The sequence below is a fragment of the Micromonospora sp. NPDC127501 genome, assembly GCF_040302185.1.
Taxonomy (GTDB): Bacteria; Actinomycetota; Actinomycetes; order Mycobacteriales; family Micromonosporaceae; genus Micromonospora.
In genome coordinates this window covers 789,190-809,245 of the sequence record NZ_JBEORJ010000001.1, presented here as the reverse complement: position 1 = coordinate 809,245, position 20,056 = coordinate 789,190, and the positions used below count along the sequence as shown (strand labels likewise).

Below are 20,056 nucleotides of genomic sequence, written 5' to 3'. Positions count from 1 at the left end.
TCGGAGCTAGGGTCATGCGGCACGGCAAGTATCCATTCGTGATCGGGTTCCTGTTCGCCCCGGTCGCCCTGTACGTGACATTCGTTATCTGGCCGTACGCGCAGGCGTTCCAGATCTCGATGACCAACTGGCGGGGGCTGTCGGCCCCGCAGTGGGTGGGCTTCGACAACTACCGGAGGTTGCTCGACGACGGGGCCTTCTGGAAAGCGGTCCAGCACCACGGCGTACTGCTGCTTGCCCTGCCGCTGATCACCATTGCCATCGCCCTGTTCTTCGCCTTCCTGCTCAACGTGGGCGGCAAGAGCAGCGGTGGTCAACGCCAGGGGGTCTGGGGGGCGAAGTTCTACCGGGTGGTGTTCTTCTTCCCCCAGGTCCTGGCGGTGGCCATCATCGCGGTGTTGTTCCAGATGGTGTACCGGCCCAACGAGTCCGGCCTGATCAACGGCGTGTTGATGAAGTTCGGCATCGAGCCGATCCTCTTCCTCGTCAAGCCGAACCTGGCCCTCTGGTCGATCATCGCGGTGCTGGTCTGGCAGGCGGTCGGCTTTTACGTGGTGCTCTTCTCGGCCGGGATGGCCTCCATCCCCGGTGAGATCTACGAGGCCGCCGAGATGGACGGGGCGACGAAGGTGACCCTGTTCTTCCGGGTCACCCTGCCGCTGCTGTGGGACACCCTCCAGGTGGCCTGGGTGTACCTGGGGATCGCGGCGTTCGACGCGTTCGCCATCGTGGCGGTGCTCTCGGTGGACGGTGGCGGCCCGGACGGCGCCACCACGGTGCTCGCCATGGAGATCTACCGCAACGCGTTCGTCTACTCGAAGTACGGCTACGCCTCGGCGATGGGCGTGGCGTTGTTCTTCCTCACCCTCACGTTCGCGGCGCTGACGCTGCGGCTCACCAAGCGGGAAAGCGTGGAGTACTGATGAATCCGCAGTCGACGCTGCCGCCGACGCCGGCGGCGCTTCCGCCGAAGACCGGTGACCCGTCCGCCCCCGCCGGGTCGGGGCACAAGGGCCCCCGCTCGGAGGTACGGTTCTTCGCCGGCCTGGGGCATGTCGCGCTCGCCGTGTGGGCGGTGATCGTGATCGTGCCGATCCTCTGGACCTTCCTCGCCGCGTTCAAGAACACCAGCGAGATCTTCAGCAGCCCGTGGACGCTGCCGGCCGAGCTGCGCTGGGAGAACTTCTCCCGGGCCTGGACCAAGGCGCACGTCGGGCGGTACTTCCTCAACAGCGTGATCGTGGTGTCGTGCAGCACGTTCCTCACCATGCTGCTCGGCTCGATGGCCGCGTACGTGCTGGCCCGCTACAAGTTCTGGGGCAACCGGGCGGTCTACTTCCTCTTCGTCTCGGGGTTGGCCTTCCCGGTCTTCCTGGCACTGGTGCCGCTCTTCTTCGTGGTGAAGAACCTGGGTCTGCTGGACACCCACACCGGCGTGGTGCTGGTCTACAGCGCGTACTCGTTGCCGTTCACGGTCTTCTTCCTGGCCGCGTTCTTCAAGACGCTGCCGTCGTCGGTGGCCGAGGCGGGGATGATCGACGGCTGCGGGCACACTCGACTGTTCTTCCAGGTCATGATGCCGATGGCGAAGCCGGGCCTGATCAGTGTGACGATCTTCAACATCATCGGTCAGTGGGCGCAGTACCAGCTCCCGTTGGTGCTGCTCTCCAACGCCAAGGACAAGTGGGTGCTCACCCAGGGCATCGCCGACATCTCCGTCAACGCCGGCTACGAGGCGGACTGGTCTGGGCTGTTCGCCGCGCTGACCATCGCCATCCTCCCGATGATCATCGTGTACGCGGTGTTCCAGCGTCAGATCCAGGCCGGCCTCACCTCCGGCGCGGTGAAGTAGGACGTCTCACCGCTCGTCGACGCGGGTGTGCCAGGAGTGCCACAGGGCTGCGTACGCCCCGCCGGCCGCGACCAGCTCGTCGTGGCTGCCGATCTCGGTGATCCGACCGTCGGCGAGCACGGCGACCCGGTCGGCGTCGTGCGCGGTGTTGAGCCGGTGCGCGATCGCGATGACGGTCCGCCCGACCAGTACGGCGGCCAGCGCGCGTTCGGTCCGGCGGGCGGTGGACGGGTCGAGCGCGGCGGTCGCCTCGTCCAGGATCAGCGTGTGCGGGTCGGCGAGCACCAACCGGGCAAGCGCGAGCTGTTGGGCCTCGGCCGCACCGAGTTGACGGGCCCCGTCGCCGAGCTGGGTGTCCAGGTCGTCGGGCAGCTCGGCAAACCACTCGGCGCCCACGGTGAGCAGCGCGGCACGCATCTGTTCGTCGGAGGCGTCGGGCGCGGCGAAGGAGAGGTTGTCGCGTACCGAGCCGATGAAGACATGGTGTTCCTGGGTGACCAGGGCGATCCGGCGGCGTCGCTCGGCCGGGTCGAGGTCGGTGACCGGGCAGCCGCCGATGCTGACGACGCCGTGCCGCGGCGCGTCGATCCCGGCCAGCAGCCGGGCCAGGGTGGACTTGCCGGCACCGGACGGGCCGACGACGGCCAGCCGCTCACCGGGCTGCACCTCCAGGTCGATGCCGTGCAGCACGTCCGGCCCGTCGGAGTAGGAGAACCGGGCCCCACGGACGACCAGCCGCTCACCCGGTGACGAGGCGGTCGTGCCGGGTGGCTCCGGCGGGACCATGCCGACGCCGAGCAGCCGCGCGTACGACGCGAAGCCGCGTTGCGCCTGCTCGGTCCACTGCAACAGCCGGTCCATCGGGTCGATCGCCTGTTGCAGGTAGAGCGCGGCGGCGACCACCGCGCCGAGCGACACCATGTCCCGGGAGAACAGGTAGCCCCCGACGAGCAGGACCATCGCGACCGGCAGCGGGTAGCTGGCCTCGACGACCGAGAAGAACACGGTACGCAGCGCGAGGGTCGCCCGACGGGCCCGCCACACCATCGTCACGCGGGTGGTGCCGTGCTCGATCCGGTTGTCGGCCAGCCGCAGCGCCTCCACCGTGCGCGCGCCCTCGGCGGTGGTGGTCAGCGTCTCGGTCAGCTCGGCCGCCGCCGCGCCCTCGGTGAGGTACGCGGAGCTGGCCCGGCGCAGGTACCAGCGGGTCACCGCCACGATCGACGGGAGCCCGGCCAGCGCGGCCAACCCGAGCAGCGGGTGCAGCAGGAAGACCGCCCCGAACAGCAACGTCAACTGCACCGTGGCGATGACGATCGTGGGCACCACGTCCCGGACGGTGGTGCCGACCGTCGACACGTCGACCGAGCTGCGGGTGGCCAGGTCCCCCGAGCCGGCACGCTCGACCACCGAGACGGGCAGCCCGAGGGTCCGGGAGACGAACTCCTCGCGCAGTTCGGCGACGGCCCGTTCGCCGAAGCGGTGGCCGGCGTACTGGGCGTAGCGGGAGAGCAGGGCGCTGACCAGGACGCAGCCGGCGATGGCCAGTGCCAACCGGTCCACCGTGGCCACGCCCGCGCCCGCGGTGACCCGGTCGACGATGGTGCCCAGCAGCCAGGGCGGGGCGAGCCCGGTGACCGCGGCGGCGCTGTGCAGTGCCAGCACGACCCCGACGGCGCGCCGGTGCCGGCTGATCATGTCCCGCAGGGCCCGGCGTACGGTGCGGCGGTCGGCCACCGGCAGCCGGCTCACCGGTACGCCTCCTCACTGCCGCGGGCCACCAGGTGCCGGTAGGCCGGGTCGTCGTCGAGCAGGTCGGCGTGGCTGCCGGTGGCGGTGACCCGGCCGGCGCTCAGGAGCGCGACCAGGTCGGCCCGGCCGAGCAACAGCGGCGACGTGGCGATCACCACCGTGGTCCGTCCGGCCCGCGCGGCCCGGAGCCGCTCGGCGATCCGCGCCTCGGTGTGCGCGTCCACCGCCGACGTCGGGTCGACGAGGATCAGCACCTCCGGTTCGCCGCTCAGCGCCCGGGCCAGGCGGAGCCGTTGGCGTTGACCGCCGGAGAGCGTCCGGGCCCGGGCGTCGATCGGGGTGTCCAGCCCGGCGGGCAAAGCGTCGACGACGTCCTGCGCGGAGGCGGTCCGCAGGGCGGCGCTGATCCGTTCGTCATCGTCGTCGTCGGCCCCGCGCAGGATGTCGCGCAGCGTGCCGGCGAAGAGGTAGGAGTCGTGGTCGGCGACGAGGATCCGCGCGCGGACCTCGTCCAGGGCGACCTCGCGCAGCGGCACGCCGCCCCAGGTGACGTCGCTGGCGACGTACCGGCCGAGCCGGTCGGCCAACGCCACGGCCGTCGCCGGGTCGTCTGCCGCCACCCCGGTCAGCTGGCCGGCGCGCACGGTCAGGCCGGTCACCGGGTCGTGCAGGTCGGCCGGGCCGACCGGTGCGGCCGGGGCATCCGGCCGGCGTGCCTCGGGCACGGCGCCGGGCCACCGGCGACCCGGGCCACCGACGTCGTCCGGTGTCACGTTGAGCAGGTCGGCGATCCGCCGGGCGGCGACCCGACCGCGGATGAGCTGGTGACTGCCCTCCAGCAGGAACCAGACCGGCACGATCAGGGTCGCCACGTAGCCGTAGACGGCGACCAACTCGCCGATCGTGACGTCACCGGTCACCGCCATCCGGGCCGTCAGCCACACCACCGCCGCCAGGAACAACCCGGGGATGGCGACGGTCGCCGCGTCGATCCAGCTGTTGACCGCGCCGACCCGGTAGCCCTCGGCGCGTAGCTCCTGGGACCGGGACGCGTACCGCCGGGCGAACAGGTCCCGGCCGCCCACCCCGGCGAGCACCCGCAGGCCGGCCACGATGTCACCGGATCGGGCGGTGAGCGCGCCCTGCTGCTTGCGATAGACCGATTCGACCTGCTCCAGGCGGCGCAGCAGCGGCCCCACGATCAGACCGACGACCGGCACCCCCACCAGCACGCAGAGCGCGAGCATCGGGGAGATCGACCAGAGCACCACGGCGATCACCCCGTACGCGACGACCGCGCCGACGCCCGGACCGGTCAGCGTCAGCACCTGCGACGTCCAGTCGATGTCGGAACCGCCGATGGTGGACACCTCGCCCGCCCCGACCCGGCGGGGCAGCACCGCGCCGATGCGGGACAGGTGGCGCAGCAGGACCTCCGCCGAACGGGCCTTGGCGTCCTCCCGGATGAAGGTCATCGTGCGGTGCCGCATGATGCCCAGGTAGGACAGGGCCACGCCCGCGACGACGATCGCCGCGACCCAGAGCGCGAGGGCCCGGGTGTCGCGTTCGCGCAGCCCGTCGTCGACGGCGCGGGCGATCAGGTAGGGCCGGGCCGAGAGCCCGATCATCCAGGCCGTGCCGATCAGGCTGCCGCGTAACACCCGCCAGGGTTGGCAGCGGACCAACCACCAGAGGTAGCGCATCGGACCGCGGGCGTCGGGAGTGCCAGGATCGGGATGCGGGATCTGGGGAGGCACCCGTTCACGCTACCGACCGGCCCCGACACCCCACCGACCCGATCATGGTGAGGTGCGCCTCCGTTTCTGTCGGACGGGAGAGGCAGAATCACGTTCGTGCTGGTGGCGGTGGTGTCCGACGAGCGGGGTGGGGGAGTGCTCTGCCCGCTGGACGCCACCGGCCGGCCGACCGGCCCGCCCGAGGTCGTCACCGATCTGGTCGCCGCGGTCGCCGCCCGCGAGGCCGCCGAGCACCCGCGCTGGGTCTGGTCGACCGCCACGGCGGTCTACCCGCCGCTGCTGCGCGCCGGCGTCCGGGTCGATCGGTGTCACGACGTGGAGTTGACCGAGGCGTTGCTCCTCGGGCACGCGGGCCGCTGGGGCGAGCCCCGCTCGCTGGCCGCCGCCTGGGCCCGGCTGACCGGCGCGGCGGTCCCGCCCGACCCGCCGCCGCGCGCCGCCGCACCGCCCGGGCACGGGCAGGGCGCGCTCTTCGACACCCTGCCCGGTCCGCCGGGCCCGGGCATCGAGGCACTGACCCAGGTGTACGCCGACCAGCTCACCCGCGTCGCCGCGGCCGAGCACCCCGGCCGGTTCCGGTTGCTGGTGGCCGCCGAGTCGGCCGGCGCGCTGATCGCGGCGGAGATGGGCGCCGCCGGGCTGCCCTGGCGCGCCGACGCGCACAACGAGATCCTGCACGAGCTGCTCGGCGAGGCGTCCCCGGTCGGTGGTCCGCCACGCCGACTCGCCGAGCTGGCCGCCCGGATCGCCGACGCTCTCGGCGTACGCGGCCTGCACACCGATTCCCCGGCGGAGCTGCTGAAGGCGTTCGCCCGGGCCGGGGTGGAGTTGCCCAACACCCGGGCCTGGGTGCTGCGCGGGGTGGACCATCCGGCGGTGCCGCTGGTTCTGGAATACAAGGAGCTCTACCGGATCTGGACGGCGCACGGTTGGGCCTGGCTCGATCAGTGGGTGCGGGGCGGCCGGTTCCAACCGGAGTACGTGCCGGCCGGCGTCGTCTCCGGCCGGTGGGCCACCCGGGGTGGTGGCGCGTTGCAGATTCCCAAGGTGATCCGGCGGGCGGTGGTGGCCGATCCGGGTTGGCGGTTGGTGGTCGCCGACGCCGGTCAGTTGGAGCCTCGGGTGTTGGCCGCGGTCTCCGGCGACGCACGGTTGGCGACGGCGGGCGCTGCCGGCGACCTCTACGCGGCCCTGGCCCGGGACTCGTTCGGCGGTGACCGGGCCAAGGCCAAGGTGGCCCTGCTCGGCGCGATGTACGGGCAGACCGGCGGTGCCGCGGTGCCCGCGTTGGCGGTGCTGAAGCGCAGCTACCCGACGGCGTTCGGGTACGTCGAGGCGGCGGCGCGTACCGGTGAGAACGGTGGGCTGGTGCGGTCGTGGTTGGGGCGGACGTGTCCGCCCGGCTCGGCCGGGTTCGGTGATCTCGACGACGAGCCCTCCGATCCGGAGGGGGTGGGTGACCCGCACAGTCCACGGGCGCGGGCCGCCCGGTCCCGGGGCCGCTTCACCCGCAACTTCGTCATCCAGGCCACGGCGGCGGAGTGGGCCTCCACGTTGCTGGCCACGCTGCGGACGGAGTTGTCCGGCACCGACGCCGAGCTGGTCTTCTTCCAGCACGACGAGGTGGTCGTGCACGCGCCGGCCGATCAGGCGGAGGCGGTCGCCGAGGCTGTCGACCGTTGCGGCGAGCGCGCCTCCGCGCTGCTCTTCGGTGCGACGCCGGTCCGGTTCCCACTGGACCTGTCCATCGTCGACTGTTACGCCGACGCGGCCTGACCTGCGGAGTGTCCGCGTCGGCGGATGCCGGTCGTGTAACGGTTGTGCTATTTCTCCTTTTCGCCCCGCCACCCCCGGCTGGCCGTCCTCGTTGCAGTGTCCGTAGGAGGGGACGGATCGGTCACGGTCCGTCCCGTGCTGGAGGGGGCGCAGCTGAACCGGATCGCAGGAATGATCATCGCCGCAGGCGGGGGACGACGGATCGGTGGTCCCGAGGCGCTGCTGCACCAGGGTGGCAAGCCCCTGGTGAATCAGATGATCGACACGATGACCGAGGCGGGCTGCGAGCGAATCGTGGTCGTCCTGGGCGCTGCCGCCGAGCAGGTCCAGGAAGCCGCCGACCTGGGCAAGGCGACCGTTGTGATCAACAAGGCGTGGGGCACCGGAGTCGGCTCGTCCATCCGGGCCGGCCTGGCCGCCATGGACGACGAGGGGATCGAGGCGGTGGTGGTGGTCCCGGTCGACATGCCGGGCCTGACCGCCAAGGCGGTCAGTCGGGTGACCGCGCTGCCGTACCCGGACGTGCTGGTCTGCGCCACCTACGACGGTTTGCGCGGCTACCCGATGCTGTTCGGCCGCCGGCACTGGCCCGGCATCGCCACGCTGGCCAGCGCCGACGTGGGCGCCCGGCCGTACCTGTTGGCGCACAAGGACCAGATCGTCGACATCGCCTGCGACTCGGTGGCCGACGGCAGCCGGATCGACACCCCGGAGCTGATGGAGCTCTACGGGCTCACCGTCCCGCCGCAGCGCGTCGGCGTCTAGGCGGTCGAGGGGGCGGGCCACGCCCGGTGGTCGATCGCGAGCCACGGCGCGGCGGCCACCGCCGTGGGCGTCTGCCCGGCGAACTCCAACACGTCGCGGTGCAGGTGTGACTGGTCGACGTAGCCGCTCTCGCTGGCAGCAGTGGCGGCGGAGCGACCTGCGGCGAGAAGGTGCACGGCGTGGTCGAACCGCACCAGGCGGGCGGCGCGTTTGGGTGTGATGCCCAGCTGGGACCGAAAGCGGGACAGCAGCCGCTTGCGGCTCCAGCCGACCTCGTCGGCCAGGCTGTCGACCCGTACCCGGCCTCGGCTGGTGCGGGTCCGCCGCCAGGCGTGGGCGACCTCCGGATCGGGCGGTCGACGGGTGTCCAGCCGCCGGCCGAGCATCTCCGCGGCCATGGCGAACCGTTCGTCCCACGACGCGGTGGCGCGCAGCCGCGCCTCCGCGCGTTCGGCGTCGCGGCCCCAGACGTCGTCGAGGGAGACCACCGCCCCGCAGATCTCCGTCGACGCGCCGAGCACGGCGGCCGCGGCGACCGGTTCCAGCCGGATCTGGAGGCACTCGCCGAACCCCCGGCCGGTCGCCCGGAGGTCGCCGGGAAGCAGGCCGACGACGGCGCTGCCACTTCTGTGCTGGCCGTCCACGGCGTAGGTGAGGCCCGTTTCCTCACTGAGGTCGACGATCAGGGTGATCGACGGGTGCGCGACCATGGCGATGTCCACCGGTGCGCAGGCGTGGTGCCGGAACCCGGCCATGCGGACCCCCGCCAACCGGACCGACGGGCGCGGAACCACCACGTCCACCAACGACCAGTCGAGAGGGGTCGTCCCCATCGGCCGCATCTGCCGAGTCTAGGCGGTCGGGGTCGCCGGTGGGGCGCCCGCTGCCGCCGCCGTGAAGGCCAGCAGCAGCCTGCTGGTTGCCTTGGGCGCTTCCAGCATGGGTACGTGTCCGACGCCGGGCAGCAGTTCGACGCGCGCCTTCGGCACCGTCTCGTACCGGTGCGCCGACGACGGCTCCCAGCGGGGGTCGTCGCCGCCGAAGACCACCAGCACCGGGACGTCGAGAGCGGCAAGGCGCTCGGGCACGCTCCGCTCCTCGATGTACGCGTGGTAGGCGCTCAGCACCGACCTCAGCGTGCGGTAGGTGAGGTGTCGGACGTCGCTGACCAGGTCGTCCGAGACGTCGACCGGACGCGCGCAGGTGACCCTGATCCCCCTGCGGATCATGGCGTCCGATCGCCGCGCCCAGAGAAGTGGACCGAGCGGCGGAGCCAACAGGGCGCGGAGCAGGGCCGGCTGTGGAAGCAGGGAGTCGGGACTCGGGCCGGTGCTGACCAGTGCGAGCGAGCGCACCAGGTCCGGGCGTCGTTCGGCGAGCGCGGTGGCGAGGTAGCCACCGCTGGAGTGCCCGAGTATGACGACCGACCGGACGCCGAGGTCGTCGAGCACCTCCGCCACCCGGTCCGCCTGCTCGGGCACCGCGTACGACGGTGCGGCCGGAGACCGACCGCAGCCCGGGAGGTCCACCCGGATGACGTGGTGGTGGTCGGCGAGCGCCGGCACCACCGGATTCCAGGACGCGCCCGACATCCCCGATCCGTGGATCAGCAACAGCGGCGGCGCCTCCCGCGGACCGTCGTGCACCACATGCATCCCCTGCGACCGTGCACTGTCGTACTCGCTCATGGGTACGACGATGCCCGGGCGGCCGGTCGTCCGTCTTGGACAAATGTCACCGCGGAGCTGCTCGGCTCCGGAACCGACGTCGCTCTGCCGATGTCAGCGTCAACGGCGGGTGGTGGCGCGAGCGACGATGCGCCACTGGTGCTGCGGCGAAGCATGGGTGGGGCGCCCGAGCGCTACCCGTGCGCAGTGGGCCCCCTGCTCGCGCAGGGACTGGGCGAGGGTGGTCAGTCCGGCGTCCGCAGCCGCGTCCGAATCGTCCCAGCCGGTCAGGGTCAGGTCGTCAGGTAGGTGCAGGCCGGCTCGTGCGGCGGCGCGCAGGGCCCCGAGGGCCAGCTCGTCACTCATCGCGGCGATGGCGTCCGGTGGTTCGGCACCCTGTAGCAGCTCAAGCGCGAAGGTCTCCCCTTCGGTGCTGTGGTTGACCGGGCAGCTGGCCAGCCTCAATTGGGTGGCGAGGTGTCCGGCCTGCGTCCAGGCGTCGAGGAAGCCCTCCCATCGGTGGCGGGTGACCGGGTACTTCATGTCGACCACGTCGCCGCCGGTGAGTAGGTGGCGGGAGCGCCTCCGGTCCAGCGGGAAACCGAGCACGAGCGGGCGGCGGGCTTCGGCGAACGCGGTCCGGCCGATCGCGGCTGCGGCGGCTCGGTCGTCGATGCCGATCACCGGCATTCCCCGCCCGTGCGGGCCGGCGTGCACCACCGCGGGCAGGCCGGTGTCGACGACGGCGTCCAGGACCGGGTCATCGTCGCTGGTGGTCCAGACGACGAAGCCGTCCACGGCTGCCTGCGCGACGCGCTCGGCGTCGGTGGGTGCGCCGGTGATCGGGACCAGGGTGAGTCCGACGCCTTCGGTGGCGCACACGTCGGAGACCCCCGCGAGGAAGCGCGCGGCCTGCGGATCGTCGAAGGCGTAGCTCAACCGCTCGCCGAGCACGACGCCGAGCGTGCCGACCCGTCCACGGCGCAACCCGCGGGCGGCCGGGTGCGGCCCGGGATAGCCCAGCTTCCGCGCCGCCGCGCGCACCTTCGCCGCGGCCTCGGCGGAAACCCGTCCAGGCTGGGAGTAGGTGTAGGAAACCGTCATCGGCGAGACGCCGGCAGCGCTCGCCACCTGTCGCAGCGTCGGCCGCTTGGGGTTGTCCGCAGGACGGTTCATGGCACAGACTCTATCTGTGTATCGATACACAACGCGGCAGCAGACCGAGACGTTCGTACGCGATTCGCCGACCCTGCTCTCGTACGCCGCCCTGGGCTGCTGGACGTTCTGGTTGTACGCCTTCGGGCCGGCGCTGACCCTCCTGCGCGAAGAGTGGGGATTCTCCTACGCCCTGCTCGGCGTCTACGAACTGCTTCTGGCGGCGGGCGCGGCCCTCGCCGCGGTCGGGTTCGTGTGGGCGGCTCGCCGTCTGGCGAGGGGTGCCCTGTTGTGGTGCTCGGCCCTCGCCACGGCCGTGGGTGCGGGTCTGTTCACCCTCGGCGATGGCGTACCGGCCACCCTGCTCGGAGCCGTGGTGCTCGGTCTGGCCGGGACCACGATGCTCACGGTGGTTCAGGCGGTTCTGTCCGACCGGCACGGTGATCGGCGGGACCGGGCGTTGACCGAGGCCAACGTCGGCGCTGGCGCCTCCGCGGTGTTCGCTCCGCTGATCCTCGGCCTGCTGGCGGCCAGCGCGGTGGGCTGGCGCGTCACGTTCGCGTTGCCCGCCGCCGTCCTCCTGGTGCTGTACCTGCGCTACCGCCGCCAACCGCTACCGACGGTGCCGCAGCCCGCCACCGCGACGGGAACCGGAGGCTTACCGCTGGCCTGCTGGCTGTTCGCCGTGCTGACCGCGGTCAGTTCGGCGATCGAGTTCTGTCTCGTCTACTTCGGCCCTCAGATGCTCATCCACGCCGGCATGTCCGCCGCAGCCGCCAGCACCGCGCTGAGCAGCAATTACCTTGGCATCCTGATCGGTCGTCTGCTCGGCGCGCGGCTCACCCGCCGCCCCGGCCGCGGCGTCGCGCTGTTGTACGCCTCATTGGCGGTCACCGGCCCCAGTTTCGTCCTGTTCTGGTTGACCGACCAGCCGGTTCTCGCCGTCCTCGGGCTGTTCCTGTGCGGGGTGGGCATCGCGAACCTCTATCCGCTCTCGCTCGCGCTCACCCTCGGCGCGGCCGGCGGACACGAGGACCGGGCCAACGCCCGCTCGCAACTGATCCTCGGCGTGGTCGCCGGCGTCTCACCCTTCCTGCTCGGCAGCCTGGCGGACCGGTACGGGCTGGTCACCGCCTTCGCCCTGGAGCCGGTCCTGATCGGCGTCTGCCTTCTGATGCTGTGGGGCGGGCTTCGTGCCCGCCGCACCAACGCCTGAGCCGGACGCCGTTACCGGTGGCAGGCCGGGCGGCGAGGTTGCGGTCGGGGTGTCGAAACAGCGTCGCCGCCACCAGCCCTCGCGGGCGGGCGACGGCGACGCCGTGCAGGTCGGTGTCAGTCCTGTGCCTGGTCCAGCTCACCCGTGGCGGCGAGGCGCTGGTACCAGTGGGCGCTGTCCTTCCAGGTGCGTACCTGGGTGTCGTAGTCGACCCGGATGATGCCGAAGCGACGGTCGTAGCCGTAGCCCCACTCGAAGTTGTCCAGCAACGACCAGACGAAGTAGCCGCGCACGTCCGCGCCCTGCGCGCGGGCGTCGGCCATCGCGCCGATGTGCCGACGCAGGTAGTCGATCCGCCGCTCGTCGTGGATCCGGCCGTCGGCCGACACCACGTCGTCGAACGCCGCGCCGTTTTCGGTGATCATCATGGGCTGGGTGGGGTATTCGCGCTGGAGACGCAGCAGCAGCTCGGTCAGCGCCGGCGGGTCGATGTTCCAACCCATCGCCGTGTACGGGCCGGGCTGCGGCAGGAAGTCGACGTTCTCCGCGGCGACCCACGGCGTCGAGGTCGACGCGCCGTGCCCGTCGGCGTCGGAGCGGGCCGACACCCCGTCCCACGCCCGGACCAGCGTGCTGGAGTAGTAGTTGACCCCGAGCACGTCCAGCGGCACCGCGATCAGCTTCTCGTCGCCCTCGCGGACGAACGACCAGTCGGTGACGGAAGCGGTGTCGGCCAGCAGGTCGGCCGGGTACTCCCCGTCCAGCATGGGGCCGAGGAACGCCCGGTTCGCCAGCGCGTCGATCCGGCGGACCGCGTCCTGGTCGGCGGCCGAGTCGGACGCGCCCCGGACGACGTGCAGGTTCAGCGTCACCGACAGCTCGGCGGACGGGGCCAGCTCCCGGACCACCCGACCGGCCAGGCCGTGCGCGAGGTTGAGGTGGTGCACCGCGGCCAGCGCCGCCGCCGGCTCGGTGCGCCCCGGCGCGTGCACGCCGGAGGCGTAGCCCAGGTACGCCGAGCACCACGGCTCGTTGAGCGTCGTCCAGGTGTGCACCCGGTCGCCCAGCGCGCCGACGATGCCCGCCGCGTACTCCTGGAAGCGCAACGCGGTCTCCCGCGCCGCCCAGCCTCCGGCGTCCTCCAACTCCTGCGGCAGGTCCCAGTGGTACATGGTGGCCACCGGGCGGACGCCCCGCTCCAGCAGCCCGTCGACCAGCCGTGAGTAGAAGTCGATGCCGGCCTGGTTGAAACGGCCCGAGCCGCCCGGCTGCACCCGGGGCCAGGAGATGGAGAACCGGTACGCGCCGAGCCCCAGGTCGGCGATGTGCCCGAGGTCGTCCGCCCACCGGTGGTAGTGGTCGGCAGCCACGTCACCGGTGTCACCGTTGAGGGTCCGACCCGGTGTGTGGCTGTAGGTGTCCCAGATGGACGGTCCGCGCCCGTCCTCGGTCACCGCGCCCTCGATCTGGTACGCGGCGGTGGCCGAGCCCCAGACGAAGCTCTCCGGGAAGTGGTGTTGCGTCATCGTTCCGTCCCCTGGATCTCGCAGATGTAACCCGTCGAGGTGCCGGCGACCAGTTCGGCGCTGGCCGTCCCACCCTCGTAGCGCACGTCGAACTCGGCGCCCGGCCCGTTGCCGGGTGACGGTACCCGTACCCGGGTCCGCTGCCCCTCGGTCGGTGCGTACACCCGCAGCCGCACATCGTCGGCCCACTCGTAGTCCGGTCGGTCGGTGCGCGAGCCGAACGGGATGACCGCGCCGGGTCGGGCCAGCACCGGCAGGCTGTCGAAGTCGTGCTTCTCGGTCAACCAGGCCGGGCCGGTGACCTGCGCGCCGGTGACCAGGTGCGTCCAGGTGCCGGCGGGCACGTAGTACGTGACGTCGCCGTCGGCGCTGAGCACCGGGGCGACCAGCACGTCCGGGCCGAGCATGTACTGCCGGTCCAGGTGTGCCGTCGCCGGGTCGTCCGGGAACTCCAGGAACATCGGCCGCATCACCGGCGTCCCGTCGCGGTGTGCCTCCTGGGCGGCGGCCGCCAGGTACGGCATCAGGCCGAGCTTGAGGTGGGTGAAGTGCCGCAGCACGTCCACGGCCTCCTCGTCGTACGCCCACGGCACCCGGTACGAGCCGGAGCCGTGCAGCCGGGAGTGCGAGGAGAGCAGCCCGAAGGCGACCCACCGCTTGAACACCGCCGGGTCGGGAGTGCCCTCGAAGCCGCCGATGTCGTGGCTCCAGTAGCCGAAGCCGGACGCCGCCAGGGACAACCCGCCGCGCAGCGACTCGGCCATCGCCACGAAGGTCGACTCGCAGTCGCCGCCCCAGTGCACCGGGAACTGCTGTCCGCCGGCGGTGGCCGAGCGGGCGAACAGCACCGCCTCGCCCTCGCCGCGCTCGGTCTCCAGCAGCTCGAAGACCGCCTTGTTGTAGAGGTACGAGTAGTAGTTGTGCATCCGCTGCGGGTCCGAGCCGTCGTGCCACACCACGTCGGTCGGGATGCGCTCACCGAAGTCGGTCTTGAAGCAGTCGACGCCCATGTCCAGCAGGGCCTTGAGCTTGCCGGTGAACCAGCGGACCGCGTCCGGGTTGGTGAAGTCGACGAGCGCCATGCCGGCCTGCCACTTGTCCCACTGCCAGACCGAACCGTCCGGGTTGCGCACCAGGTAACCGGCCTCGCGGCCCTCCTCGAAGAGGTACGAGCGCTGCGCGATGTACGGGTTGATCCAGACGCACACCTTCAGGTCGCGCTCGTGCAGCCGGCGCAGCATCCCCTCCGGGTCGGGGAAGGTCGCCGGGTCCCAGACGAAGTCGACCCAGTGGAACTGACGCATCCAGAAGCAGTCGAAGTGGAACACCGACAGCGGCAGCCCGCGCTCGGCCATCCCGTCGACGAACTCGGTCACCGTCTTCTCGTCGTACGAGGTGGTGAACGAGGTGGACAACCAGAGGCCGTACGACCACGCGGGGATCCGGGCCGGGCGGCCGGTGAGGGCGGTGTACCGGCGCAGCACGTCCTTCGGGTGGGGCCCGTCGATGACGTAGTAGGTGAGCGACTGGCCCTCGACGCTGAACTGGGTCTGGGTGACGACCTCGGAGCCGACCTCGAACGACACGTGCTCCGGGTGGTCCACGAAGACCCCGTAGCCGGCGCTGCTCAGGTAGAAAGGCACGTTCTTGTACGCCTGCTCGCTGGCGGTGCCGCCGTCGGCGTTCCAGATGTCGACGGTCTGCCCGTTCTTGACGAACGGGCCGAAGCGCTCGCCCAACCCGTACACCGTCTCGCCGACACCGAGGGCGAGCCGTTCGTGGACGTGCCGGCGGCCCTCGGCGTCGGTGACGACGCCGATGCTGCGTGCGGTGGACGCGGTGACCAGCCGGTCGCCGTGCAGGAAGTCGACCCGCCACCCGTCGATGAGCGCGACCCGCGCGGTCAGCTCACCGGTGGTCAGCGTCGCGCTGAGCCCGGTGACGTCGACGGTGACCGGGTGCGTCTCGTCGGTGCTCAGCCCGAAGTGCGGCTCGCGGGGCAGCCCGCCGGTGTGGTGGGCGATGGTCACCCCGATGACGCCGGGGGCGGGGGAGAAGAACCGGACGGTGACCACGGGGCGGTTGAGGGTGTCGCCGCGGCCGGTGATCTGACCGGTCGGTGCGAAGACGGTGAAGCCGCGCTCGTCCGGCTCGACCGACTCCACGGTGCCGGGGCGCATGACGCTGACGCCGGGGCGCAGCTGCCAGTACCCGTCGGTGAACTTCACTTCTCGGCTCCTGCCGTGATGCCGCGCGCCAGAGTGCGCTGGAAGATGAGGAAGAAGAGGATGGCCGGCACCAGGCTGATCAGCGCGCCGGCGTTGGTGGTCGGAGCATCCATCAGCCGGTCGCCCTGCAACGACGCCAGCGCGACCGGAATGGTCTGCGTCTGGTTGTCGATCAGCATGACCAGCGGGATGAGGAACTCGTTCCACGTCCAGATGAAGAAGAAGATGAGCAGCACCGCGAGGGTGGGCCGCAGGTTGGGGAAGACCACCCGCCACAGCACCGTCCACTTGCCGGCGCCGTCCAGCGCGGCGGCCTCCAGCAGCGAGCGCGGGAACGTGCCCATCACCGAGGCGAGCAGGTACGTGCCGAACGCGCTCTGGATCACGGTGAAGATGATGATCACCGAGAGCTGGGTGTTGTAGAGGCCGACCTGCTTCGCCACGTAGTACAGCGGGTAGATCAGGGCCTCCTGCGGCAGCATGTTGGCCAGCAGGAAGAGACCGACGATCCACAGCCGGCCCCGGACCCGGCCGATGCCCAGCGCGTACGCGTTGAGCAGTGACACGGCGACGCCGAGCACGGCCACCGAGCCGGCGATGACGGCCGAGTTCCAGAACTTCAGCGGGAAGTTCACAGCCGTCCAGTACGTGCGCAGACCCTTGGTGTAAAACTCCGTCGGCCAGCTCAGCGGGCCGCCCGAGGAGTAGTCGCCGGGCGACTTGAACGCGTTGAGCAGCATGAACGCGAACGGCACCAGCATGACGAGCGCGCCGAGGGTGACCAGGGCGAGCACCACCCAGCGGCTGACGCCGCGGTGGTGTCGATCGCGTACGGGCCGGGCCGGCGTCACCGGCACCGTGCTCGGTGTGAGCGTGACAGCCATGTCAGAACCCCCGGTCCCGGCGCTCGCTGCGGGCCTGCATCCAGATGAAGATCCCGGCCACCACCACGATGATCAGTGTCAGGACCATGGAGATCGCGGAGCCGTAGCCGACCTGCAGCTTCTTGAAGAACGTGTAGTAGGCGAAGTACGAGGGCACGTTCGTGGCGTTGTCCGGGCCGCCCCGGGTCAGGGCGAAGATCGGCCCGAACACCTTCAACGCGGCGATGGTGCAGGTCAGGGCCACCACGAAGGTCTCCGGCCGGATCTGCGGAAGGGTGATCGCCCGGAACCGGTGCAGCCAGTTCGCGCCGTCGACCTCGGCCGCCTCGTACAGCTCGGGGTCGACCCGCTGCAACGCCGCCATGAAGACGACCACCGGGTAGCCGATCTGCACCCAGATCATCACGGCCATCACGGCCGGCAGGGCGGTGCCCGGGTCGCCGAGCCAGTCGTGGCGTAACGCGCCGAGACCGACCGCGTCGAGGAGGCTGTTGAACGCGCCGTCGGGGCGCAGGATCCAACCCCAGACGATGCCGGCCACCACGACGGGCAGCACCTGCGGGAGGTAGAACGCGGCCCGCAGCGCGGCGGCGGTGCGGGGCTTGAACCGGCGGCCGATGACGTCGAAGAGCACCGCGGCGAGCAGCAGCCCGAGCAGTGTGGGCACCACCACCATCGCGACGAGCATCCAGACGGTGTTGCGGAACGACGCCCAGAACACGTCGTCCTGCAGCAACAGCTGGTAGTTGTCCAGGCCGACCCACCGGGGGTCGCCGATGCCGGACCACTTGGTCAGCGACAGGTAGAGGGTGCCGATCAGCGGCGCGCCGATGACCAGGAGGAAGAGCACCGCTCCGGGGAGCAGGTAGAGCCAGTACGCCGCGTTGCGGCCGCGGCGTCTGCGGCTGGGCGCGGGCGGGGTGGGAGTCGCGGCCGGCGGTGTGGCGGCGACCGTCTCGGAGACTGCCATGGAAGATCCTTCCCGGCGGGGCGGGCGGACGCGCCGGTCGTGCCGGTCGCGCCCGCCGCTCGCCGTGTCACTTGCCGGTGATCTCCTTGACGCCATCGGCGTACGGCTTGGCGATCGTGTCGAGAACCTGGTCGGGCGACTTCGAGCCGTTGATCAGGCCCTGGAAGCCGGAGACCAGCACGTCGTAGTAGCCGGGGACCGGCCAGTCCGGGTAGAAGGCGAGCCCGTCGGACTTGCTGACGGTGTTGAAGTCCTCGATCAGCTTGCGGTCCTTCGGGTCGCTGATCTTCGACGCGTCAGCGGCGACCGGAACACCACCGTTGTTGCCGATCAGGTCCTGGATCTCCGGACGCAGGGTGATGTCGATGAAGTCGTACGCCAGGCTCTTGGCCTTGCTGTTCTCCGGGACCACCCAGAGGTTGCCGGAGGAGCCGGCATGCAGGGTGTTGCCGGGGAAGAGGAAGGTGTCCCAGTTGGCCTTCATCTCGGTCTTGAACCGGCCGTACCACCAGCTACCCGAGACGATCATCGGAACCTTGCCGCCGATGAAGGCGGTGCCCATGTCCTCGGCCTTGAGGCTGGCCGAGTTCTTCGCGACGTAGCCCTTCTGCACCCACTGGGCGAAGGTGTCCGCGCCGTACTTGAGCGGGTCGGCCTTGAAGTCGACCGGGTTCTTGTAGAGCTGGTAGTTGTCGACGAACTGCCGGTCGCCCTTGGAGAGGGCGAGCTGGTAGAAGAGCTGCCCGGCCGGGTACTCGGCGCCGGCCATGCCCAGCGGGGTGATGCCCTTGCCGACGAAGGTGTCCATCGCGGCGGTCATCTCGGCCATCGTGGTCGGGACCTTGACGCCGTTGCTCTGGAACAGGTCCTTGTTGTAGTAGACAGTGACGTACTCGCCGTAGTTCGGCACACCGAACCACTTGCCCGAGCCCATCACGCCCTTGTCGCTGTACCGGGCGGTGGTCTGGAGGCTGGGGCTGAGCTTGCCGGCCCAGCCGCGCTTGTCGGCCTCGCTGCTCAGGTCGGCCAGCAGGCCCTGGGAGGAGAGCAGCCCGGCGGTCGCGTTGCCCTTGTTGTACTCCATGATGTCCGGGCCCTCGGACGAGTTGATGATCATGCCCGCGTTCTGCTGGATCTGCTCGAACGCCTTGCGCTCGAAGCGCACCTCGACGCCCGGGTGCTCGGACTTGAAGATCTCGATCGCCCGGTTCCAGCCGACCCCCATGGCGCTGTTCTCGCTCTCGTAGTGCCAGAGCTTGAGCACCTTGGCGTCGCTGCTGTCCCCGTTGTCACCACCGCCGCAGGCGGCCACGGTGGTCGTCGCTGTCGCCGCCAGGGCGATTGCGGCGACGAGCCGGCGGAATCGCTGCATTAGCATCCTCCTCGTTGAGTATCTAGCCGGTACTTCACGGGGCCCGTCGTCGCGTTGCAGCGCGGCGGCGGGCCATTTACTGGTCGGCCCCCATTGGCTGGCGGCTTCGGGGCGGTGCGGTCGACCCCCGGATCTCCAACGCGCACGGCAGCAGTTGCTGGTGACGAAGGTCGGCGGGGCCATCCAGGTGGCGCGTCAGCGCCTCGATCGCGATCCGGCCGAGCGCCGAACCGGGTGACGTCATCGCGGTCAGCGCCGGGGTGGCCAGTTCGGCGACCTGCGGCGAGGTGACCATCGAGACGACGGAGACGTCGTCGGGCACGGACAACCCTCGGCCGGTCAACTCGCCGAGGATGCCGAAGATCGCCGTCTCGTTCATGGCCAGCACCGCGGTCAGCTCCGGGGCCCGCGCGAACGCGGCGGCCAGGGCGGCCCGCCCGCCGGCGGCGCTGTCCTCGGCCGCGATCATCACCGGCTCCAGGCCGTGCCCGGTCATCGCCGCGGTGAAGGCGTCACGGGTACGCAGCGCGGGCCCGTAGCCGCTGGCCAGCGTGGCGGCCGAGTGGTTGACGTAGACGATCCGCCGATGCCCGAGGCCGACCAGGTGCGCGACGGCCTCCCGGACGGTCTGGTCGAAGTCGATGTCGACGTAGGAGAGCGTGCTGGTGTCGCCGGTGCGGCCGATCAGCACCAGCGGCACCCCCGTCTCCTGGAGCACGGTGACCCGCTCGTCGGCCAACTGGACCTCCATCAGCACGACCCCGTCGAGCATCCGCTGACTGGCCAGCCGACGCAGGTCGTCGAGGTCGCCCCCGCCGACCGGCGAGAGCACCAGGTGGTAGCCGGCGACGCTCGCCGCGGCGGCGGCACCGGTGACGAAGGCGGTCTCGGTGGCGCCGAGGCCGCGTTCGTCCATCGGCATCAGCAGGCCGAGGATCCGGCTGCGACGACTGGCCAGCCCGCGTGCCATCGCGTTGGGCTGGTAGTCGAGCTGCGCCATCGCGGCGAGCACCTTGTTGCGGGTGGCCTGGGAGATCGGCCGGGTGCCGGTGAGCACGTACGAGACGGTGCTGACCGAGACCTGTGCGAGGCGGGCTACGTCGTGCATGGTGGCCACCGCGCACCTCCTCCGGCCT

16 protein-coding genes are annotated in these 20,056 nt (G+C 71.1%); 5 read left to right on the top strand and 11 right to left on the bottom strand.

All coding sequences use genetic code 11. The features are described from left to right. Window positions 1–14: 14 nt before the first annotated feature. A complete protein-coding gene (locus tag ABTW72_RS03610; protein ID WP_091403976.1) occupies window positions 15–923 on the top strand; it encodes a carbohydrate ABC transporter permease in 909 nt (302 codons plus the stop codon). Beyond that, the gene (locus tag ABTW72_RS03605) at window positions 923–1,852 is read left to right on the top strand and encodes a carbohydrate ABC transporter permease (RefSeq protein ID WP_350853755.1); all 930 of its coding nucleotides are present in this window, start codon (window positions 923–925) and stop codon (window positions 1,850–1,852) included. Before ABTW72_RS03610 ends, ABTW72_RS03605 begins: the two co-directional genes overlap by 1 nt. Before the next feature lie 6 nt (window positions 1,853–1,858). Here ABTW72_RS03605 and ABTW72_RS03600 read toward each other — a convergent pair whose 3' ends face one another. Next, window positions 1,859–3,550: an ABC transporter ATP-binding protein gene (locus ABTW72_RS03600; protein WP_350853984.1), complete on the bottom strand. Its 1,692-nt coding sequence runs from the start codon at window positions 3,548–3,550 to the stop codon at window positions 1,859–1,861. Window positions 3,551–3,600: 50 nt separating this feature from the next. Then, on the bottom strand, window positions 3,601–5,307 hold the full coding sequence (locus tag ABTW72_RS03595) for an ABC transporter ATP-binding protein (protein ID WP_350853981.1): 1,707 nt from the start codon (window positions 5,305–5,307) through the stop codon (window positions 3,601–3,603). Window positions 5,308–5,457: 150 nt separating this feature from the next. Between ABTW72_RS03595 and ABTW72_RS03590 the strand changes: the two genes are divergently transcribed. Together ABTW72_RS03590 and ABTW72_RS03585 are read left to right on the top strand one after the other, a co-directional pair. Further along, window positions 5,458–7,137, top strand: coding sequence for a bifunctional 3'-5' exonuclease/DNA polymerase (locus tag ABTW72_RS03590; protein ID WP_502892143.1), 1,680 nt, complete (start codon window positions 5,458–5,460; stop codon window positions 7,135–7,137). 171 nt (window positions 7,138–7,308) lie between these two features. Beyond that, window positions 7,309–7,902 (top strand): nucleotidyltransferase family protein, encoded by a 594-nt coding sequence (locus ABTW72_RS03585; protein WP_350853975.1) that lies wholly within the window; start codon window positions 7,309–7,311, stop codon window positions 7,900–7,902. Here the strand turns inward: ABTW72_RS03585 and ABTW72_RS03580 are convergent. The 3 genes from ABTW72_RS03580 to ABTW72_RS03570 all read right to left on the bottom strand — a co-directional run bounded on the left by ABTW72_RS03580 (window position 7,899) and on the right by ABTW72_RS03570 (window position 10,745). Continuing rightward, window positions 7,899–8,735: a helix-turn-helix domain-containing protein gene (locus tag ABTW72_RS03580; protein ID WP_350853752.1), complete on the bottom strand. Its 837-nt coding sequence runs from the start codon at window positions 8,733–8,735 to the stop codon at window positions 7,899–7,901. The genes ABTW72_RS03585 and ABTW72_RS03580 overlap by 4 nt on opposite strands. Before the next feature lie 18 nt (window positions 8,736–8,753). Continuing rightward, complete coding sequence (locus ABTW72_RS03575) at window positions 8,754–9,590, bottom strand: alpha/beta fold hydrolase (protein ID WP_350853750.1); 837 nt, start codon at window positions 9,588–9,590, stop codon at window positions 8,754–8,756. Window positions 9,591–9,689: 99 nt separating this feature from the next. Continuing rightward, a complete protein-coding gene (locus tag ABTW72_RS03570; protein ID WP_350853748.1) occupies window positions 9,690–10,745 on the bottom strand; it encodes a substrate-binding domain-containing protein in 1,056 nt (351 codons plus the stop codon). A gap of 16 nt (window positions 10,746–10,761) precedes the next feature. Between ABTW72_RS03570 and ABTW72_RS03565 the strand changes: the two genes are divergently transcribed. After that, window positions 10,762–11,940, top strand: a complete 1,179-nt coding sequence (locus ABTW72_RS03565; protein WP_350853745.1) for an MFS transporter — start codon at window positions 10,762–10,764, stop codon at window positions 11,938–11,940. A gap of 116 nt (window positions 11,941–12,056) precedes the next feature. Here the strand turns inward: ABTW72_RS03565 and ABTW72_RS03560 are convergent, their stop codons facing one another. The 6 genes from ABTW72_RS03560 to ABTW72_RS03535 all read right to left on the bottom strand — a co-directional run bounded on the left by ABTW72_RS03560 (window position 12,057) and on the right by ABTW72_RS03535 (window position 20,028). After that, on the bottom strand, window positions 12,057–13,466 hold the full coding sequence (locus ABTW72_RS03560) for a GH1 family beta-glucosidase (protein ID WP_350853742.1): 1,410 nt from the start codon (window positions 13,464–13,466) through the stop codon (window positions 12,057–12,059). Next, window positions 13,463–15,694, bottom strand: coding sequence for an alpha-xylosidase (gene yicI / locus ABTW72_RS03555; RefSeq protein ID WP_350853739.1), 2,232 nt, complete (start codon window positions 15,692–15,694; stop codon window positions 13,463–13,465). The genes ABTW72_RS03560 and yicI overlap by 4 nt, the downstream gene beginning before the upstream one ends. Beyond that, window positions 15,691–16,578, bottom strand: coding sequence for a carbohydrate ABC transporter permease (locus tag ABTW72_RS03550; protein ID WP_350853736.1), 888 nt, complete (start codon window positions 16,576–16,578; stop codon window positions 15,691–15,693). The genes yicI and ABTW72_RS03550 overlap by 4 nt, the downstream gene beginning before the upstream one ends. Window position 16,579: 1 nt before the next feature. Then, entirely contained in the window at window positions 16,580–17,548 is a 969-nt protein-coding gene (locus tag ABTW72_RS03545; RefSeq protein ID WP_350853733.1) for a carbohydrate ABC transporter permease, read from the bottom strand. Between the two features lie 67 nt (window positions 17,549–17,615). Continuing rightward, window positions 17,616–18,920, bottom strand: a complete 1,305-nt coding sequence (locus tag ABTW72_RS03540; protein ID WP_350853731.1) for an ABC transporter substrate-binding protein — start codon at window positions 18,918–18,920, stop codon at window positions 17,616–17,618. Window positions 18,921–18,996: 76 nt separating this feature from the next. Beyond that, on the bottom strand, window positions 18,997–20,028 hold the full coding sequence (locus ABTW72_RS03535) for a LacI family DNA-binding transcriptional regulator (protein ID WP_350853972.1): 1,032 nt from the start codon (window positions 20,026–20,028) through the stop codon (window positions 18,997–18,999). Between the last annotated feature and the right edge of the window lie 28 nt (window positions 20,029–20,056).

Excerpts from the sequence above, each read along its gene's own strand:
- ABTW72_RS03570 (WP_350853748.1), bottom strand. The coding sequence starts at position 10,745 with ATGAACCGTCCTGCGGACAACCCCAAGCGGCCGACGCTGCGACAGGTG.
- ABTW72_RS03585 (WP_350853975.1), top strand. The coding sequence starts at position 7,309 with ATGATCATCGCCGCAGGCGGGGGACGACGGATCGGTGGTCCCGAGGCG.
- ABTW72_RS03580 (WP_350853752.1), bottom strand. The coding sequence starts at position 8,735 with ATGGGGACGACCCCTCTCGACTGGTCGTTGGTGGACGTGGTGGTTCCG.
- ABTW72_RS03595 (WP_350853981.1), bottom strand. The coding sequence starts at position 5,307 with ATGCGCTACCTCTGGTGGTTGGTCCGCTGCCAACCCTGGCGGGTGTTA.
- ABTW72_RS03560 (WP_350853742.1), bottom strand. The coding sequence starts at position 13,466 with ATGACGCAACACCACTTCCCGGAGAGCTTCGTCTGGGGCTCGGCCACC.
- ABTW72_RS03605 (WP_350853755.1), top strand. The coding sequence starts at position 923 with ATGAATCCGCAGTCGACGCTGCCGCCGACGCCGGCGGCGCTTCCGCCG.
- ABTW72_RS03575 (WP_350853750.1), bottom strand. The coding sequence starts at position 9,590 with ATGAGCGAGTACGACAGTGCACGGTCGCAGGGGATGCATGTGGTGCAC.
- ABTW72_RS03610 (WP_091403976.1), top strand. The coding sequence starts at position 15 with ATGCGGCACGGCAAGTATCCATTCGTGATCGGGTTCCTGTTCGCCCCG.
- ABTW72_RS03600 (WP_350853984.1), bottom strand. The coding sequence starts at position 3,550 with ATGATCAGCCGGCACCGGCGCGCCGTCGGGGTCGTGCTGGCACTGCAC.
- ABTW72_RS03535 (WP_350853972.1), bottom strand. The coding sequence starts at position 20,028 with ATGCACGACGTAGCCCGCCTCGCACAGGTCTCGGTCAGCACCGTCTCG.
- ABTW72_RS03550 (WP_350853736.1), bottom strand. The coding sequence starts at position 16,578 with ATGGCTGTCACGCTCACACCGAGCACGGTGCCGGTGACGCCGGCCCGG.
- ABTW72_RS03545 (WP_350853733.1), bottom strand. The coding sequence starts at position 17,548 with ATGGCAGTCTCCGAGACGGTCGCCGCCACACCGCCGGCCGCGACTCCC.
- ABTW72_RS03540 (WP_350853731.1), bottom strand. The coding sequence starts at position 18,920 with ATGCAGCGATTCCGCCGGCTCGTCGCCGCAATCGCCCTGGCGGCGACA.